Source organism: Acidihalobacter yilgarnensis (genome assembly GCF_001753245.1).
GTDB lineage: Bacteria > Pseudomonadota > Gammaproteobacteria > DSM-5130 > Acidihalobacteraceae > Acidihalobacter > Acidihalobacter yilgarnensis.
In genome coordinates this window covers 2053888-2072007 of sequence record NZ_CP017415.1, presented here as the reverse complement: position 1 = coordinate 2072007, position 18120 = coordinate 2053888, and the positions used below count along the sequence as shown (strand labels likewise).

The following is an 18120-nucleotide window of genomic DNA, read 5'->3' as shown; positions in this document are numbered from 1 at the left end:
CATGATGTCTGACACGAAAACGAACCTCCTCGGTTTGCCCCGCGAAGCGCTGGAATCCTACTTCAGCGAACGGGGGGAGGCGGTATTTCGTGCCCGTCAGCTTATGAAATGGATGCATCATCACGGTGTCGCGGATTTTGCGGAGATGACCGATCTTGCGAAATCCTTGCGCCTGCGTCTCATCGAAGAGGCGCAGGTGTGCGCACCCGAGGTGGTGATGGAACAGTGTTCGGCGGATGGCACCCGTAAATGGTTGCTGCGCCTGGACGATGGCAACTGCATCGAGGCGGTATTCATTCCAGAGGAGGGGCGTGGCACCTTGTGCGTCTCCTCGCAGGTTGGGTGCGCCCTCGATTGCACCTTTTGTTCTACCGCGCGCCAGGGTTTCAATCGCAATCTCAGTGCCGCTGAGATCGTGGCCCAGCTGTGGGTGGCTAAACGCCACCTGCAGCCGGATCCCGGCCGTTCGCGAGTCATCACAAACGTCGTGCTGATGGGCATGGGCGAGCCGCTGCTGAACTACGATGCGGTGATCGATGCGATGGAGCTGATGATGGACGATCTGGCCTATGGGCTGGGCAAGCGGCGGGTGACACTCAGTACCTCAGGCGTCATCCCGGCAATGGATCGGCTTAAAGATCGTTTGGATGTCAGTCTTGCGGTTTCGTTGCACGCGCCCAATGACGCGCTGCGCGATCAGCTTGTACCGCTTAACCGGAAGTACCCGATCGCTGAACTTTTGGCAGCTTGCCGTCGTTTCGTTGAAGGCAAGAAGCACAAGCAGCGAGTGACCTTTGAATACGTCATGCTCAAGGATGTGAACGACAGTCCGGCACACGCCCGTGAATTGGCCAGGTTGCTGCACGACGTGCCGTCGAAAATCAATCTGATCCCGTTCAACCCATTCCCCGAAACGCGGTTTACGCGTTCCGAACCACAAACGATCAATCGTTTCCGCGATATTCTGATAGCGGCAGGTTTGACCACGATCACGCGCAAGACGCGCGGTGACGACATCGATGCCGCCTGCGGTCAGTTGGCCGGCAAGGTTCAGGATCGTAGCCGCCGCGCATTGCGCTTCGCCAGACTTGAGCGGGACTTGACCGTATGAGCCTTGGGGCCACATGGATTCGACGCGTACTGGTCATCATCGCCCTCGCGAGTCTGGCGGGCTGCGCGACTTCGCCGCAGGAGCGCAAGGAAGAGGCGCAACAACATCGCGCCGCGGTACTTAACGCCCAGCTTGGCATCGATTACATGCGTACCGGCAATCTCAAGCTTGCGGATGAAAAACTCAAACGCGCACTGAATCAGGACCCGAATTCCTCCATCGTGCGCAATGCCTACGCGCTGCTGATGCAGCGCCTGGGTAAGAATAATGAAGCGGAAGATAATTTCTCCAAGGCCGTTGCACTCAAACCTAGCGACGGCGATGTCCATAATAATTTCGGCGTCTTTTTGTGCGAACAGGGGCATTACAGCCGCGCTTACGTGCAATTCAAGGAAGCCTGGAGTAATCCGCTCTATAACACCCCCGAGTTCGCCTACGCAAATGCGGGTATCTGCGCGCTCAAACAGGGCGACAAAAAACTCGCGGAACAGCGCTTCGAACAAGCACTACACGAACAGCCGGGTTTTTCGCCGGCGCTGTATCAATTGGCCAAACTGGCGGCTGATCAGGGGCATAATCAAAAGGCGGATGCCTATCTGGGGCGGATAACTGGCGAGGCGCGTTACTCACCCAATATCCTTGCCTTGTGCCTCAAGGTCAAACGCGCGGTGGGTGACATGAACGGCGCCGCAGATTGTGCTCGCGATCTGTATCGAATGTTCCCAAATTCACCGCAGGCACGCGCCCTGTTACAAAATCGGTGAAGACATGGATGACGACCGCGCCCAGCCGTTGCCTGAAACCGATGTCAGCCCCGAGCCGATAGGCCGTCAGCTGCAGTTGCGTCGTGAGGCCATGGGGCTGCGGCTGGAGGATGCGGCCAAACATCTGCACCTGGATGTGAACGTATTGCGTGAATTGGAGGCCGACAACTTCGAGGCCTTGCCGGGTCCAGCCTATATCAAGGGCTATCTGCGGGCCTATGGCCAACTGCTCGAATTGGATACGCGGGCGCTGATCGACAGCTATCAGGCACTGGCCCATCCCACCGAGCCGCTTCTTCGGTCGGCGACGGACATGACCGATCATATGGCACTGCGTGGGCGTATTTATGCGTTCGGCAGCGCAGCCGCGCTGGTGCTGATCCTGGTGGCCGCATGGTGGTATACCCACCTGCAAACAACAGCTGCCCGGACCGTAGCGGCTGTCGAGCAGCCGAGCGTCCCCGAATCTAAAACCTCGATATTGCCTGCGATGGGGCATTCTGGCACGCTTGCCTTGCCGGTATTATCCACACTCAGAACCCCGATCGCGGCGTCGATTCCATCGGTTGCAGCCTCGCAGACTGATGTCGCAATTGTCCCAGCGGTGTCTCTCCCAGCGGTCGAAGCGCCCAAGCAGTCCCCAACCCGCTCCACTGCCGCTGTACAGGCGGCCGGACTATCGCAGTTGCGTCTGAACCTCACACATCGCAGCTGGGTCCAAATCGACGATGCCAACGGCAAGCAGTTGGTCTATGGCCTGTTGGATACCGGTACACAGCGTCTGCTGACAGGGGCCGCGCCCTTTTCGATATTCCTGGGCTACGCGCAGGGTGTCCAACTAAGCATCGACGGGCACGCCATCGACATTGCGCCGCATATCCGTGCCAACCATACCGCACGGTTTGAAGTGTCGGCGCCGTCGTCCGATGCCGGCACGAAGACGAGCCCTTAAATACGAAAGGAATTCCATGGGCGACCGCATACAATCCATTCGCGGGATGCACGACATCCTGCCCGAGCACGCCACGGCTTGGCGCCACCTGGAAGAGGTGGCGCGTCGTGTCGTCACGGCCTACGGCTACCGTCAGATTCGGCTGCCCATCGTTGAGAAGAGCGAGCTTTTCGCGCGTTCGATCGGCGAGGTAACGGATATCGTCGAAAAGGAAATGTATACCTTTGCAGATCGCAACGGCGATTTGCTGAGTCTGCGGCCGGAAGGCACCGCTGGCTGCGTTCGCGCCGGCATCGAGCATGGCTTTCTGCACAATCAGCTCCATCGCCTGTGGTATGTCGGCCCGATGTTTCGGCACGAGCGTCCGCAGAAGGGCCGATACCGGCAATTCCATCAGCTCGGCGTTGAAGCTTATGGCATGGCCGGGCCGGATATCGATGTCGAGGTGATTCTGCTCAGCGCGCGATTGTGGCGCGAGCTTGGCCTGCGCGATATCCGCCTTGAAATCAATTCGCTGGGTAGTCCCGAGACGCGTATACATTACCGCGAGGCGCTGACGGCCTATCTGCGGCAACACAAAGACGCGCTCGATGAGGATAGTCGCCGTCGGCTTGAGAGCAATCCGCTGCGTGTCCTCGATAGCAAGGATGCAGGTACGCGCGCGGTGCTGGGAGACGCCCCAAAGCTACTGGACGCGCTCGACGAGGCTTCGCGCCAGCACTTCGACTTGTTGTGCGGATTGTTGGACGACAATGGTGTGGCTTACGAGATCAATCCCCGCCTGGTGCGCGGACTCGATTACTATTCGCATACCGTGTTCGAGTGGATTACCGATGACCTGGGTGCACAGGGCACGATCTGCGCGGGTGGGCGTTACGATGGCTTGATACCCCAGCTGGGTGGACGGCCTACACCGGCGTGCGGTTTTGCCATGGGTCTGGAGCGTCTGCTCGCGTTGCTGGAGGCACAGCAACTGCTGCCCGCCGAAGAGGCGCCGGATGTGTACTGTCTGAGTCTCGGCGACGGCGCGCGAGCCACCGCGACGAAGCTGATGGAGGCGGTGCGTGAAGCGGTTCCGACCTTGCGCGTGCTTACGCATTGCGGCGATGGAAACCTCAAGGCTCAGCTCAAGCGCGCGGACAAGCTCGGTGCGCGTGTGGCGGTGATCCTCGGCGAAGATGAGTTGCGCGATGGCACAGTGGCGCTCAAGTCGTTGCGCGATGATGAGCCTCAGAGGCTTGTGGCACAAACTGAATTGGTCACGAATTTGTTGGCGCTGTGCGCGAAGGAGAGTCTGGATTCATGACGGCATACCATGTGGAAGACGAGGAGCTCGAATCGGCCAAACGCTGGTGGCGGCGCTATGGTCGCTGGCTGGTATTGGCGCTGGTGGTCGGCTTGATCGGTTTTTTCGCCTGGAAGGGCTGGGCCTATTATCGCGGGCGCGAAGACCTGAAGGCTTCGACGCTCTACAGCCAGTTGCAGACCGCCAGCAAGCGCGGCGATGCTAAGCAATGGGAGGGGCAGGCGGAGGTTTTGATCCGGCAATACGACGAAACCCCTTATGCCGCGCTCGCCTCATTCATGCTGGCCAAACAGGCCGTACTCGATGGGCATCTCAATGCAGCCGCTAAGCATCTGCGCTGGGTAGTCGATCATGGCTCACAAAAGGCGCTGCGCGAGATCGCGGCGCTTCGGCTTGCGCGAGTTCTGATAGCGCAGAAGAAATCCGATGAGGCCCTGAAGCTGCTGTCCAGTGGATTCAGCGAAGCCTATCTGCCGCTGACGCAGGCCCTGACCGGTGATGCCTGGTTAGCCAAAGGCGACCGCGTCAAGGCGCGCGACGCTTACGAGGAAGCATTGGCGGGCGCGCAGGCCATGGGCTTGCCGACACGTACCCTCGAAATGAAGCTTGATGCATTGCCGGCGCCAGCGGCACAAGGAGGCAAATGACCATGCAAGGTATTTTCCGGCAAGCGGCTGTTGCAGGCCTCGTTGTGATTTCAAGTCTGGTGTTGGGTGGCTGCAGCCTATTCGAAACGCCGGTGAATACCCGCCCACCCGCACCGTTGGCGCCGATCAAGTCATCGCTGGCAGTGAAGCAGGTTTGGAGTGCCTCGTTGGGCAGTGGCAATCGGGGGTATCTGCTGAGACTCCAGCCTTGGGTGAGCGGCGGTGTGCTGTATGCCGCGGATCAGGCAGGCAAGCTCTACGCGTTCAAGGCGGCGAGTGGCGATCATTTGTGGAGCGTCAAAATTGGCCAGCACTTGACCGCCGGGGTCAGTGGAGGCGAGGGCATGCTGTTTCTGGGCACCCAGAACGGGAATGTCGTCGCCGTCTCGATCAAGACCCACGGGGTGATCTGGCGTACGCAGCTCGGTAGCGAGGTGATGGCGATTTCAAAGCCAGCGCAGGGTGAGGTCGTGATTCACACCAATGCAGGCAAGGTGATCGCTCTGGATGTGAGCACGGGCAACATCATCTGGAATCAAGGGATTGAATCGCCCAATCTGATCCTGCGTGGTAAGACGGCGCCCGTGATCAGCGGGAATACGGTCGTGACTGGTTTTTCGACGGGTCAGATCGCGGCTTTCAGTCTTAGCGATGGCACGCCTTTGTGGCAACTGACGGTTGCCGAGCCGCGTGGCGCCTCGGAGCTGCAACGCATGGTCGACGTGAGTGGCCGTATCGACGTGATCGATGGTGTGGTGTTTGCCGCGAGCTATCACGGTCGGGTCGTTGCGGCAACGCTGGGCAAGGGCCAGCTGCTCTGGTCGCACCCGATGTCGTCCTACGTTGGACTGGCGGTCGGTACCCACGCGGTTTATGTTACCGACTCACACAGTGCTATCTGGGCACTCGACCTTGCGACGGGCGCCTCGCTGTGGAAGCAGTCCGCCCTGCGTTTTCGCGAAGCGACCGTGCCGGTTATCGATGGAGATTATCTCGTGGTGGGCGACTATCAAGGGTATTTGCACTGGTTGTCGCTGCAGAATGGCGCCTTCGTTGCTCGTAAACACCTGACCGACAGCCCCATCGACGCACCGCCGGTGGTGGTCGGGCATGATCTCTATGTGCAAGCGGCGGACGGCACGTTAGCGATGTATCGTATTGGCAAGTAGAAATGTCCCGTTGTCGGCTCTTCGTCGCCAACGGGTATGACTCACCTACGGCAATTCCGCCGTAGCAAGCCCAAGGGGCAGACTTAAACACATGCAAGCCATCCTCGCCCTGGTCGGGCGGCCGAACGTCGGCAAATCGACCCTGTTTAACCGCCTGACACGCAGTCGCGATGCACTGGTTGCCAATCTGCCCGGGCTGACACGTGACCGTAAATACGGTCTTGGCCGGCTGGGTGAGCGTGACTATCTGGTAATCGACACGGGCGGTCTTGGCGAGGAAACCGATGCCATCGACGCCTTGATGGGCGAGCAGACCCGTGCCGCCATGCGCGAGGCCACGCATCTGCTGTTGATGATCGACGGCCGAGCGGGCGTGACCGCCGGCGACGAGGCCCTGGCCGAGGAGCTGCGGGCCATGGGTAAGCCGGTTGTTCTGGTCGTCAACAAGATCGACACGACCGCACCAACGGCGGCCTTGGCCGAAGCCTATCGCCTGGGTTTGGGTGAGCCGATGCTGATTTCAGCCACCCGGGGCAGCGGGTTGGAGGCTTTGATCGACCTCGTCGTACCCATGCCACCCGCAGTTCCGGGTGAAGTTCCCCCTGCCGATGAAGCGGGTGAGGCGACTTCAACGGAGGCACCCGCGAACACAACGCGGCCACCTCGCAGCGAAGGTACACGGATTGCGTTTGTGGGGCGGCCGAACGTCGGCAAGTCGACCTTGGTGAACCGACTACTCGGTGAAAACCGCGTGGTGGTCTTCGACCAGCCAGGCACGACGCGCGACACGATCGACGTGCCCTTCGAGCGTGATGGCCGGCGTTATGTATTGGTCGACACCGCAGGTATCCGGCGACGTGCGCGCGTCAACGAAATGGTGGAGAAATTCAGTATCGTCAAGGCTCTCGACGCGATCAACGCGGCTGATGTCGTGGTTCTGGTGCTTGATGCGCGCGCGGGGATCACCGAGCAGGATGCGCATCTGATCGGTTTGGCACTCGACGCGGGAGCCCCCCTGGTCGTGGCAATCAACAAATGGGATGGACTGTCCGAAGGCGATCGGGCCAGCGTCCGTCGTGGCTTGGATCTGCGGTTGACCTTCCTGGATTATGCCGAGAGACACTTTATCTCGGCCCTGCATGGCACCGGCGTGGGTCATCTGCTGACGGCGGCGCATCGAGCCGATGATAGCTCGCGCCGACAGGTATCCACCGCTGAACTCAACCGCTTGCTGGAGGGCTTCGTGACCGCGCACCAGCCACCGCTGTCGCGCGGCCGGCGTATCAAGCTGCGTTATGCGCATCTTGGCGGCCATCGTCCCTTCACAATCGTGATCCACGGCAACCAGACCGAGCGTTTGACCGGCGAGTACAAGCGCTATCTGGCGAATGCTTTCCGCCGCGCGCTCAAGCTCGTAGGCACTCCCGTGGCGCTTGAGTTCAAAACCGGGGATAACCCCTTCGCAGGGCGTCGTAACACCCTGACGCCCTATCAGGAACATAAGCGCCGGCGCTTGATTCAGCACGCTAAACGCAACGACCGATGAGTGGGGGTTCCCCGCGTACGGCTCGTCGGATCGACGATATCTCGTCGTTTCGCGTCATGGATCTGCTGGCGCGGGCACGTGAGCTTGAGGCCGAGGGCCGCCGTATCGTCCATCTGGAAATCGGCGAACCGGACTTCGATACGCCAGCACCTGTCGTTGAGGCTGGACGTGCGGCGTTGCTGGCCGGCGCCACCCGCTACACACCCGCTCTGGGCTTGCCCGAGCTGCGTAGGGCCATTGCGAATTTTTACGCCGTGCGTCATGGCCTGGAGATATCGCCAGACCGCATTATCGTGACGCCCGGTGCCTCGGGGGCTCTGCAACTCGTATTGGGCGTGCTGGTCAACCCGGATACCGAAGTGCTGATGACCGATCCGGGGTATCCGTGCAATCGACACTTCGTGCGCCTGTTCGAAGGGCGGGCCAGGCAGGTGGCCGTGCATCGGGATACCCGTTACCAACTCACTGCGGATCTATTGCGCGCGCACTGGAGTAAGCGCACGGTCGCAGCGCTGGTCGCTTCGCCGGCCAATCCCACTGGCACCGTGATTGCCCCGGAAATGCTGGCCGAAATGGCGGCCTATGTCGCAGATCGGGACGGTGCGCTGATCGTCGACGAAATCTATCAGGGCTTGGTTTACGATTGCCCGGATAGCACGGCCTTGAGCATCAGCGATCAGGTGTTCGTGGTGAATAGCTTCTCTAAGTATTTCGGTATGACCGGTTGGCGTCTGGGCTGGATCGTGGCCCCTCAGGCCTATGTCCGTCCCTTGGAGAAATTGGCGCAGAATCTCTTCTTGTGCGCACCGACGCCCTCTCAGCATGCCGCGCTTGCGGCCTTCCGCCCAGAGGTCTTGGCAATATTGGAAACTCGGCGCGCCGAGTTTCGCGCGCGCCGAGATTATCTGTTGCCGGCTTTGCGTGAGCTGGGGTTCGACATTCCGGTGACCCCGGATGGGGCCTTTTATCTCTATGCCAATTGCGAGCGTTTCGGTCTGGATGCACAAGAACTGTCAACGCGTCTTCTGGAAGAAGTCGGCGTGGCAGTGACGCCGGGTGTGGATTTCGGAGAATTCGGGGCGGCCCATCATATCCGTTTTGCCTATACGACCGGATTGGACGATCTGCGGGAGGCGGTCGGCCGCCTGCGCGATTTTTTCGCGCGTGCATGAGCGTCGGGGGCTACAGCCTTTTTTAGTTTGCAGGGTTCTTTGAAGCCGGGGGCAGCGTGGATTCCATCTCCTGTTCTTGTACGAAACCACGTGGCCCATGCGGCGCGGCCACCGCCGCAGGCGGCTTGAGTACGAAGTAAGCCAATGCCGCAGAGGCAAGACATACCCAGCTGGAGAGCTTGAGCAAATTGTCCAGACTTAAAGTCTGCGCCTCCGCTTCCATCATCCGATAGAGCCCCGCCAAGCTTTGAGCACTCGGGCTGAAGTTGCCTGGTATGGCGTCCGCGCGCAGCGCAGCGGCGGCGACATCGCTTTGCCGTATCCAGTAGACGCTCAGCAGCGTCACGCCGACATTGGCGCTGAAGACACGGATGAAGTTACTGGTCGTGGCCGCGGTCGGGATATCCTGTGGCCCGATGCCGGAGAGCACGATGAGGGTCAGCGGTACGAATAGCATGCCGACCCCCAGGCCCTCGATCAGCATGGGTAGAAAGAGATCGGCGAGGCCGGTCGCGGGACTGACGTAGGCGATGCCGTAGCCCGTGGCGAACAGCAGGAAACACAGTGTCGCCAGACGACGCAGGCCAATGAGTCCACGCAGCCGATCCATTGCGGAGGCGACGGGCACCGCGCCCAGTGCTATCGGCAGTAACAAGGCACTGCCCCAGAAACCGTTGTAGCCAAGATCGCTCTCCGCCCAGAGGGGCAATAGGGCGGCCCAGGCCATGAACAGAGACCAACCCAGGCATAGCAGCAGCAGACCAAGGGTGTAGTTGCGTTGTCGAAAGAAGCGGAAGCTGAGCAAGGGGTATGGATAACGGTGCTCCCACCAGGCAAATGCGAGCAGCAGGCTGGTGGCCGCGAGACTGAGCCAGTCGATCAGGTGTGCATGCCACCAACCGTCGTCCTGTCCTTGATCCATCACCATCTGCAGACATAACAGACCTGCATAAAGCAGCCCGAAGCCAATGTAATCGAAGGGCGGCGTGTTTTGATCGGTAGGTCTGGCATCGATTCCCTTCCGGCCGAGCCATCCCGCCAAGAGCAACAGCGGCGCACAGACCCAGAAAATTCCCCGCCAGCCGGAAGTGGTGGCCAGATACCCGCCAATCGCCGGCCCGACGAAAAAGGGGATCAACATGGCATTGCTCCAGATGATGGTGACCAATCCATGACGCGCTTTGGGACTGCGCTGGAGAAACAGATGTTGGCTCAGCGGTACTAACAATCCTGCACCGAACCCCTGCATCGCACGGGCGATCAGCATGATCCATAGATTGCCTGTCTCCGCTCCGAGCAGCGTACCCAGTAAGGTGAGTATCACGGATAGCTCGAACAGTTTGCGGGCGCCCCAGCGGCGCATGCACCAGGGCATCACGGTGATACCGAGAGACCAATGGACAATGAAATAGGTCAATGTCCACAGGGCATGGTCGCTGCTGGTCGAGAGACTCCCGCCAATGTAGGGCAGGATGCCGAGGACTGAGGCACCCTCGAACGACCCGATGGCGAGGGCAAGGCCTACGCCGACGAAAAGGGGTATCAATGGGGGTGAGTTGGGGTGCGGTTGGTCTACTTGCATGATTTGTCTGAATATCTGCGGGGCGTCACAGCGGGGATCGGTACGGTCGTCGCTGGGTGTGCGTGCAGGACTAGACTAAGTCGGGCACAATCATCGATCAAATCTGTTTTTTGAGAATAATTCATCGAAAATTTGGATGAAAATACAACCAGAACATCTGATGACCTTCCTGCAAGTGGCTGAACACAAGGGTGTTGCGGCGGGTGCACGCGCTTTGCATCGTAGCCAGCCTGCGGTCTCCGAGCGGTTGCGCCAGTTAACCGAGGCGGTGGGGGAGCCGCTGTATCATCGTGTGGGGCGAGGGATTGCCCTCACGCCGGCCGGCGAGGCGTTGCTCGATGAGGCGCGAGGCTTACGTACCGCGCTCGATAATGTCGAGGAATGGGTGCGACGCAGGCGCACGCTGCAGGACGGCTGTCTGCGTATAGCCTCAAGTAATACGGTGGCAAGTTACTTCCTGCCCGAACGCCTGGCCGCGTTTCGTCGCCGCTATCCGGATATTCGCTTGGTGCTCAAGACCGGGGCGCTGGACTGGGCCATACAGGCGGTAGGCACCTGGGACCTGTTGTTTCTCGACGGGATATTCGAGAACCCACAAGCGTGGCTACCTGGATTTTGTACTCTGGAGCCTTGGATGGAGGATGAGATTGTCGCCTTAGTGCGTAGTGACCATCCGCTGGTTCGTTACGCGGAGGTGGGTGTCGGTTGGGAGGATCTGCTGGCGCATCCGATCATCTGGCGAGAGCCCGGTTCGGGTGTGCGGCGAGCCGTCGAAAATGCCTTGCTGGCGGCTGGTTTGAGTGTGCAATACAGCGTCGAGGTGACGGGCGTGGAGGCGGTGCGCGAGGCGGTTGCCGCAGGCTTGGGTGTGGGTTTCGCCTCAGTCGGCGCCTTGCGGCGGGCACGCTGGGCATTGGTGCCGCTGCGCTTGGATCCGCCGAAGGGTTTGTATTGGACCTTGTATCTGGCGGCGCCGAAGCCGACTTACCGTTCGGCGGCGCTGAGCGCCTTTCTGGATATCCTGCACGCAGATTAGAACGTTCATGGCCGGCGGGTGAATGCCGGCCATGAACGTTCGGACTGCTGGCGAAGCTCTCAGTTGCGCGCCGAGGCTTCGAGTTCCTTGAGCGATTCGTCGACACCCGCTGCGCGGGTGAGTTCAGCGACGTTGTGTCTGGCGAAGAAGCCATCGAAGTCGCCGAAGCGCTGGACATACTCGATGATCAAGGAGGAATGCTCCGAGGCACTGGAAAATATCTGTTTGAGGCCCTCTTCCTTGGAGCCGATCACGTCGAGCAGGAAGTCTTTGCCCTGTTCGGCAATGCAGCGGACTGCATATTCGATATTTTCAACACCATCGGTCTCGCCGTCGCGCACCGCGACTGCGATGTGGTGCAGGCGCGGGCCATAGTTGCGCACGAAGGTTTCCGTAGGTGAAGGCAGGTGTTCGAGGTGATTCACGAAATAGGGCGTGTTATTGGCGGTGAATACCTTGGCCGGGCTGCGGAATTCCTGTGCGTGGTGAACGCTCTTGGTCACGTTGGTCGAGGAGTTCTGATCCTTGATGTCGTAGGAACCCCAGTAGTAGTAGCTGGACGATGACAGGTACTCAAGGATGGCGACCTCGCGATTTTGACTGTAGACGCGCGTGGCCAAATGGTCGATGGGTAGCAGCAGCGTGTGGATGCCGAGCTTGTATTGCAGTTCTTTGGCGGCTTCGTAGGCTGCCTGGGTTTGGACATCGACACGGCTGACGCCAAGGGCATAGACGCGTGGATCATGTGCCTCGCGTTCCAGGTAGGCGACGATGTTGTGGGTGTAGGGCGAGGGCTTGCTGACCGCCAAATTACCGGGGAATTCGAGCTTGCGAACGTCGTCGGCGCCGAAGAAGCGGAATTCGCGTTCTCGCTGCAGGCGAACGACTTCGTGCAGGTTGCTGACCCGGATGATTTCTCCGATGTAGCGACTGTAAGGGCGGTGTGTACCGACGGGGTAGACCTCGTTGAGGCTGCGGAAGATACCGCGCGTATTCGGGTCCTTGACCTCACGAATGAGCACATCAGGACTGTCGAGGTCGATACGCAGGACATGGGTCAGATGGCCTTCGCTTTCGAGCGTGACGAGGTAGTGGTAGGGCGTCATCAGCGCCAATTCGGCGATGTAGTCGATCGAGTGGCCGGGTTCCACGGTGATCATCAGCGCATCGATCTCGTGGACCATATCGGTCAGCCCGACGCGATCGCGTTCTTCGAGCAGGCGGGAGAGGTATGTTTCGAAAAAGTCGGAATTGCGCTTGTCACCATGACGCGCAAAATCCAGTGAAACGGTCATTTCGGAGTCCTTGTGGGCTTGGGTCTGGGCGTCTCGCCGTTCGTGCGACGATTAGTTTTAAGTATCGCGCAGCAGGCACAGTAGGACCACCCCCGCCGGTCGATTGGTACGTCTATCGGGAGGTGCGAACCGATTAACGGTGTGCCGGCGAGAGCTTTTCAACCCACAAGGCCGTCGCGGCGGCGGTCCCAGCCGGTAAGGCCAGCAAGTTGAGTAGTGGAATCCAGGTCAGTAATACCAGGCCGGTGCCGAGCCCCAATATGAGGGCCTTGCGCTGCTTGCAGATCGAACGAACCTCGCGGAAGGCGATATCGTGGTTGCCCATGGGTGTCGAAAGATATCCCAGCGCGAGCATCCAGGCGGAAAATGCGATCAGTACCGAGGTGGCGACCAGATTCACTACGGGCACTAGAAACAGCAGCAAGAGCGGCAATAAGCGGATCAATTGATAAGCCAGGGCGGAGAGTTGCGTCATCAGGCCGATGAGCGCGCTGCGCAGCGCTTGTTTCAAGCCGGCGTTGGCACTTGGTGGGCGTCCGCCCATCTGCAGTTCTATGCGCTCGGCCAGTAGCGCGCTGAAGGGGGAGGCGATCAGATTGGCAATCAGGCTGAAGGTATAGAACACGCCCAGCGACAGCGCGAGAAAGAGCAAGGGTAGGATCAGCCAGGCCAGCCAAGCGAAGCTGTGCGGCAACAGACCATCCAGCCAGCCGCCAAGGTGTTCGAGCAACAATACGAAGGCGCTGGTGAACAGCACGACGTTGATGATAACCGGTAGGATGACGTAGCGGCGAAGACCGGGGCGCAGAATGAGCGCAAGGCCCCGAGGGATGTACACGAATCCGGTCACGAAATCGCCGATCAAGGGTATCTCTCTACAGAATGGGGCTTTTTATTGTGCCGGTTCGGATGATTTCGGGCCAGCATTGCGTATGCATTCGGATGGGAACGGGCGGGCATGGATTGGCTGATAGGCGGAATGGCGTTGTTGGGCATCTTGCTCGGTGCGGAATTGTTCACAAATGCACTGGAGCATCTGGGAGCGCGCTATGGCCTGTCCGAAGGCGTTGTCGGCTCGGTGTTCGCTGCGATCGGGACTGCGTTGCCGGAGGCCATGGTGCCGGTGGTGGCATTATTCTCTGGTGGCGCGGAGGCGGTAGGGCAAGCCGTGAGCGTTGGCGCTATTCTGGGCGCCCCACTGATGATTTCGACGCTGTCCTTCGGGTTGCTGGGCGCGTTCATGCTGGTCCAGGGTGGATGGCGGCGTCGATTGAAGCCGGAACGCAGTGGTTTGGCGCGAGACCTCCTGTGGTTCCAGATGCTGTTCGGACTTGGCATGGCAGCGCTGTTTATTCCGTCCCAGGCGCATGCGCTACGCCTAGCGGTTAGCCTGATTCTGGTGGCCGGATACGCGGGATATCTGTGGACTACGCTGCGGGCCTCGAGCCGGTTGGTGGCGGGTGGTCACGGTGCCAGTGCGGATAATGGACTGTTCACGGCACGGCTTTGGGGGCATGGCGTCGTGCAGATGTGGGTGCAACTGCTGTTCGGCGTGGGCCTGATCGTTTGGGCGGCGCATGGTTTTGTGGGGGCAGTGGAGCATCTGGCGGGTGCACTGGGTCTATCGGTGCTCGTCCTTTCGTTGCTGGTGGTGCCAGTGGCCACGGAGCTGCCGGAAAAGGTCAATAGCCTGTTGTGGGCGAAGCGGGGGAAGGATACCCTCGCGCTGGGCAATCTGAGCGGTGCGCTGGTCTTCCAAGGTTCGTTGCTGCCTGCGCTTGGTTTGTGGCTCACGCCCTGGCAGCCGAGCCGAGAGGTGCTGTATGCGGCATTGCTGACGCTGATTGCGGTCAGTTGGTTGCGATTCGCGAACCGACGGGAGGGCCTGCGCCCCAGCTGGCTGCTCTTGAATGCTGCGTGCTACGCGGCCTATTTTTATCTGTTGGCGGCCTATTAAGGGCCGTGCGGCATCGATAGCGGAACCGATGGAACCCACTTACATACACTTGTCGTTGCATACCGAGTACTCGCTGACCGACAGCGTGCTCCGCATCGGGCCATTGATGAAGGCGCTTGCCACCCAAGGCGTGCCCGCCGTGGCGTTGACCGATCAATGCAATCTGTTTGCGATGGTCAAGTTCTACCGCGCAGCGCAACGTGCGGGGATCAAACCGATCATCGGCGTCGACGCGTGGTTGCGTGAGCCGCCTGGCATGCCGGGCGGTGAGGCCGAAGCACCCGCCAGGGTGTTGTTCCTGTGTCAGAACGAGACGGGTTATCGCAATTTGACGCGGCTGGTTTCACGCAGTTATCAAGAAGGTCAGCACGGCGGTATCGCCATGCTCGACTACGACTGGCTGGAGGGCAGGAGCGACGGCCTGATTGTGTTGTCGGGTGGTCGTACCGGAGATGTTGGGCGCGCGCTGCTGGCGGGGCGGCAATCGCAGGCCGAGGCGCGTCTGGAATTCTGGCGACGTCTGTTCCCGGATCGTTACTATCTGGAACTGCAGCGCACGGGGCGTGAGGGTGAAGAGGAATACCTGCAGGCCGCTATCGCCCTAGCGGGCGCCACCGATACCCCGGTGGTGGCCACCAACGACGTGCGCTTCCTGTCGTCAGCGGATTTCGATGCACACGAGGCCAGGGTGTGTATCCATGATGGGGACGTGCTGGCTGACCCCCGCCGTTCCAGGCGCTACACGGAGCAGCAATATCTACGCACGCCGGAGGAAATGGCTATCCTGTTCGCTGATCTGCCGGAGGCGCTGGAAAATACCGTCGAGATTGCCCGGCGCTGCTCGCTCGGCCTGACGCTGGGCCAATCGGTACTGCCCCAGTTCCCGGTGCCTGAGGGTATGGATACCGATACCTTTCTACGTCGGGAAGCGGAAAAGGGGCTCGAATCCAGACTGGCGCAAGTGATCGATCCGGCGACGCCGAATGCGCAGCAACGACGGGTTGAATACGATGAACGTCTGGCTCTTGAGCTGGATGTCATCATTCAGATGGGCTTCCCCGGCTACTTCCTGATCGTCGCCGATTTCATTCAGTGGGCCAAGCGAAATCAGATTCCAGTCGGCCCCGGTCGCGGCTCGGGTGCGGGTTCGCTGGTGGCATACGTGCTGGGTATAACTGACCTTGATCCAATACGTTATGATCTTCTTTTCGAGCGATTTCTAAATCCAGAACGCGTCTCGATGCCCGACTTCGATGTGGATTTCTGCATGGAGAAGCGGGACCGGGTGATTGATTACGTTGCCGAGCGCTACGGACGCGACCGTGTCTCGCAGATCATCACATACGGCAGCATGGCGGCCAAGGCGGTCGTGCGCGATGTCGGCCGTGTGCTCAGTCACCCTTATGGCTTCGTTGATCGCATCGCCAAGCTGATTCCCTTCGAGATCGGCATTTCGTTGGAAAAGGCGCTGGCGCAGGAAGAAGAGCTGCGACGCGCGTATGAGCAGGAGGAGGAAGTCACAGCGCTGATCGACCTCGCTCTCAAGCTAGAGGGACTCGCCCGCAATGCTGGCAAACACGCCGGCGGCGTAGTGATCGCGCCGGGACCACTGACCGATTTCTCGCCGTTGTACTGCGAAGAAGGCGGACAGAGTCTGGTGACGCAGTTCGACAAGGACGACGTCGAGGCCATCGGGCTGGTCAAGTTCGACTTTCTCGGTCTGCGTACCCTCACCATCATCGACTGGGCGGTGGAGACCATCAACGCCCGCCGACCCGAGGGCGAGGCGAAGCTCGACGTCAACCAGTTGCCGCTTGACGATACGCAGACTTATGGACTGCTCAAGCGTCATCAGACGACGGCGGTGTTCCAGCTCGAATCCAGCGGCATGCAGGAGCTGATCAAGCGTCTGCAGCCGGACAACTTCGAGGACATTGTCGCGCTCGTTGCCTTGTACCGCCCGGGGCCACTGCAATCGGGCATGGTCGACGACTTCATCAATCGCAAGCACGGGCGGGCCAAGGTCGAGTACCCGCATCCCGAGCTAGAGCCAATCCTCAAGCCGACCTATGGCGTGATCCTGTATCAGGAACAGGTCATGCAGATCGCCCAGGTTCTGGCAGGTTACACCCTGGGCGGCGCCGATCTGCTGCGGCGCGCCATGGGCAAGAAAAAAGCAGAGGAGATGGCCAAGCAGCGCGAAATCTTCATGCAGGGTGCGGTGGGCAGAGGCGTAGACGCCGGAGTGGCCACCTACATCTTCGACCTGATGGAGAAGTTCGCCGGCTATGGCTTCAACAAGTCGCATTCGGCGGCCTATGCGTTACTTTCCTACCAGACCGCCTGGCTCAAGCAGCACCATCCTGCAGCCTTCATGGCCGCAGTGTTGTCCGCCGACATGGACAATACCGACAAGGTGGTCAATCTCATCGAGGAATGTCGCCAGCTGGGGCTCAAGGTCGTGCCGCCGGACGTGAATCGCTCCTTTCATCGCTTCACCGTCCTGGATGAGCAAACCATTCTCTACGGCATGGGCGCGATCAAGGGCATTGGCGCTTCTGCCATCGAGGGGCTGCTCGATGAACGTTCGGTCGGGGGTCCGTTTGCGGATCTGGGCGATCTTTGCCGCCGGGTAATCGGCCGCAAGGTGAACCGACGCGTGCTAGAGGCCTTGATTCGTGCCGGCACGCTCGACGCATTGGGTGTTAATCGCGCTACCCACATGGCGCGCCTGCCGGAAGCGATCCGTGCGGCGGAGCAGGCGCAGCGAGACGCCGATCAGGGACAGGTCGACCTGTTTGGCGATGCGCCAGAGGCGGCCGTGATCATCGAGCTGGCGCAGCTGCCCGAGTGGGAGGACGACGAGCGCCTGCATGCCGAAAAAGAGACGCTGGGACTATATCTGACCGGGCATCCGATCGATCGTTATGCAGACGAGCTATCGCGCATCGTCACGCGCCCGATCGCTGCGTGGCTCCAGGAGGACGAGCCCGAAGGTCGCGGCCGTGGCGCGCGTAATGACCGTGACATGGTCATTGCTGGGCTCGTGGTCGGTCTCTCGGTGCGCACAGCCTCCTCGGGTCGCTTTGCCTTCGTCACCCTGGACGACCGCACCGGACGGCTCGACGTCGGATTGTTCGGTGAGGAATACCAGAATTATGCCGACTTACTGGCGAAGGACGTTCTGCTGGTGATCGAGGGCAGTATCGGTTTCGATGCCTTCAGCGGCAGGCGGCGGGTGCGAGCACAGCATGTCTATACCATCGATCAGGCGCGTGCGCGGTTCGCTCAAGCGCTGGATATCCAAATCGTTAACGACGGCCACTTGAATGGTCTTGCCGGGAGCTTGGTGCAGACCCTCAAACCTTATTGTTATCGTGATAGCGGTTGTCCGGTCTGGCTCAGCTACCGCAGCTCGCAGGCGGATGCCAGGCTGGTGCTGGGCGACGAGTGGCGCGTCAGGCCGAGCGACGAACTGCTGCGACGACTGGAGCGCTTGCATGGCGTTTCACAGCTCAAACTCCGCTACGGCCCTGACAAGCGCTGAACCCCCGGTTACAATCCATGCCCACGGCCAGTAGCG

General features: G+C 60.3%; 14 protein-coding genes. 11 read left to right on the top strand and 3 right to left on the bottom strand.

Annotation, left to right across the window (positions count from 1 at the left end):
* The first annotated feature begins 1 nt into the window (after position 1).
* From rlmN to BI364_RS09810, 8 genes are all read left to right on the top strand, one after another.
* Positions 2 to 1111, top strand: a complete 1110-nt coding sequence (gene rlmN / locus BI364_RS09845; RefSeq protein WP_070078583.1) for a 23S rRNA (adenine(2503)-C(2))-methyltransferase RlmN — start codon at positions 2 to 4, stop codon at positions 1109 to 1111.
* Positions 1108 to 1875, top strand: coding sequence for a type IV pilus biogenesis/stability protein PilW (gene pilW / locus BI364_RS09840; protein ID WP_070078582.1), 768 nt, complete (start codon positions 1108 to 1110; stop codon positions 1873 to 1875). The genes rlmN and pilW overlap by 4 nt, the downstream gene beginning before the upstream one ends.
* Before the next feature lie 4 nt (positions 1876 to 1879).
* Positions 1880 to 2827, top strand: a complete 948-nt coding sequence (locus BI364_RS09835; protein ID WP_070078581.1) for a helix-turn-helix domain-containing protein — start codon at positions 1880 to 1882, stop codon at positions 2825 to 2827.
* A 16-nt stretch (positions 2828 to 2843) separates the two neighbouring features.
* Entirely contained in the window at positions 2844 to 4133 is a 1290-nt protein-coding gene (hisS, locus tag BI364_RS09830; RefSeq protein ID WP_156782701.1) for a histidine--tRNA ligase, read from the top strand.
* Positions 4130 to 4780: a YfgM family protein gene (locus BI364_RS09825; protein WP_070078579.1), complete on the top strand. Its 651-nt coding sequence runs from the start codon at positions 4130 to 4132 to the stop codon at positions 4778 to 4780. The genes hisS and BI364_RS09825 overlap by 4 nt, the downstream gene beginning before the upstream one ends.
* 2 nt (positions 4781 to 4782) lie before the next feature.
* Positions 4783 to 5949 (top strand): outer membrane protein assembly factor BamB, encoded by a 1167-nt coding sequence (gene bamB / locus BI364_RS09820; RefSeq protein ID WP_197495665.1) that lies wholly within the window; start codon positions 4783 to 4785, stop codon positions 5947 to 5949.
* 91 nt (positions 5950 to 6040) lie between these two features.
* Positions 6041 to 7495, top strand: coding sequence for a ribosome biogenesis GTPase Der (gene der, locus BI364_RS09815; protein ID WP_070078577.1), 1455 nt, complete (start codon positions 6041 to 6043; stop codon positions 7493 to 7495).
* Positions 7492 to 8667: a pyridoxal phosphate-dependent aminotransferase gene (locus tag BI364_RS09810; RefSeq protein WP_070078576.1), complete on the top strand. Its 1176-nt coding sequence runs from the start codon at positions 7492 to 7494 to the stop codon at positions 8665 to 8667. Before der ends, BI364_RS09810 begins: the two co-directional genes overlap by 4 nt.
* A 22-nt stretch (positions 8668 to 8689) precedes the next feature.
* Here BI364_RS09810 and BI364_RS09805 read toward each other — a convergent pair whose 3' ends face one another.
* Positions 8690 to 10249, bottom strand: a complete 1560-nt coding sequence (locus BI364_RS09805) for an MFS transporter (protein WP_070078575.1) — start codon at positions 10247 to 10249, stop codon at positions 8690 to 8692.
* A gap of 136 nt (positions 10250 to 10385) precedes the next feature.
* On the opposite strand from BI364_RS09805, the gene BI364_RS09800 reads away from it, so the two are divergent.
* Positions 10386 to 11285: a LysR family transcriptional regulator gene (locus BI364_RS09800; protein ID WP_070078574.1), complete on the top strand. Its 900-nt coding sequence runs from the start codon at positions 10386 to 10388 to the stop codon at positions 11283 to 11285.
* 59 nt (positions 11286 to 11344) lie between these two features.
* Here BI364_RS09800 and BI364_RS09795 read toward each other — a convergent pair whose 3' ends face one another.
* Together BI364_RS09795 and cysZ are read right to left on the bottom strand one after the other, a co-directional pair.
* Positions 11345 to 12580: a hypothetical protein gene (locus tag BI364_RS09795; protein WP_070078573.1), complete on the bottom strand. Its 1236-nt coding sequence runs from the start codon at positions 12578 to 12580 to the stop codon at positions 11345 to 11347.
* Positions 12581 to 12713: 133 nt separating this feature from the next.
* Positions 12714 to 13445 carry a sulfate transporter CysZ gene (gene cysZ, locus BI364_RS09790; protein ID WP_070078572.1) on the bottom strand — a complete coding sequence of 244 codons (732 nt, stop codon included), beginning with the start codon at positions 13443 to 13445 and terminating at the stop codon, positions 12714 to 12716.
* Positions 13446 to 13538: 93 nt separating this feature from the next.
* Here cysZ and BI364_RS09785 point away from each other — a divergent pair, with 93 nt between their 5' ends.
* Positions 13539 to 14537 carry a sodium:calcium antiporter gene (locus tag BI364_RS09785; protein WP_070078571.1) on the top strand — a complete coding sequence of 333 codons (999 nt, stop codon included), beginning with the start codon at positions 13539 to 13541 and terminating at the stop codon, positions 14535 to 14537.
* Between the two features lie 28 nt (positions 14538 to 14565).
* Complete coding sequence (gene dnaE, locus BI364_RS09780) at positions 14566 to 18084, top strand: DNA polymerase III subunit alpha (protein WP_070078570.1); 3519 nt, start codon at positions 14566 to 14568, stop codon at positions 18082 to 18084.
* The last annotated feature ends 36 nt before the right edge of the window (positions 18085 to 18120 follow it).

Bases quoted from the DNA above. Each gene is read 5' to 3' on its own strand.
- rlmN (WP_070078583.1), top strand. From the start codon at position 2: ATGATGTCTGACACGAAAACGAACCTCCTCGGTTTGCCCCGCGAAGCG.
- pilW (WP_070078582.1), top strand. From the start codon at position 1,108: ATGAGCCTTGGGGCCACATGGATTCGACGCGTACTGGTCATCATCGCC.
- BI364_RS09835 (WP_070078581.1), top strand. From the start codon at position 1,880: ATGGATGACGACCGCGCCCAGCCGTTGCCTGAAACCGATGTCAGCCCC.
- hisS (WP_156782701.1), top strand. From the start codon at position 2,844: ATGGGCGACCGCATACAATCCATTCGCGGGATGCACGACATCCTGCCC.
- BI364_RS09825 (WP_070078579.1), top strand. From the start codon at position 4,130: ATGACGGCATACCATGTGGAAGACGAGGAGCTCGAATCGGCCAAACGC.
- bamB (WP_197495665.1), top strand. From the start codon at position 4,783: ATGCAAGGTATTTTCCGGCAAGCGGCTGTTGCAGGCCTCGTTGTGATT.
- der (WP_070078577.1), top strand. From the start codon at position 6,041: ATGCAAGCCATCCTCGCCCTGGTCGGGCGGCCGAACGTCGGCAAATCG.
- BI364_RS09810 (WP_070078576.1), top strand. From the start codon at position 7,492: ATGAGTGGGGGTTCCCCGCGTACGGCTCGTCGGATCGACGATATCTCG.
- BI364_RS09805 (WP_070078575.1), bottom strand. From the start codon at position 10,249: ATGCAAGTAGACCAACCGCACCCCAACTCACCCCCATTGATACCCCTT.
- BI364_RS09800 (WP_070078574.1), top strand. From the start codon at position 10,386: ATGAAAATACAACCAGAACATCTGATGACCTTCCTGCAAGTGGCTGAA.
- BI364_RS09795 (WP_070078573.1), bottom strand. From the start codon at position 12,580: ATGACCGTTTCACTGGATTTTGCGCGTCATGGTGACAAGCGCAATTCC.
- BI364_RS09785 (WP_070078571.1), top strand. From the start codon at position 13,539: ATGGATTGGCTGATAGGCGGAATGGCGTTGTTGGGCATCTTGCTCGGT.
- dnaE (WP_070078570.1), top strand. From the start codon at position 14,566: ATGGAACCCACTTACATACACTTGTCGTTGCATACCGAGTACTCGCTG.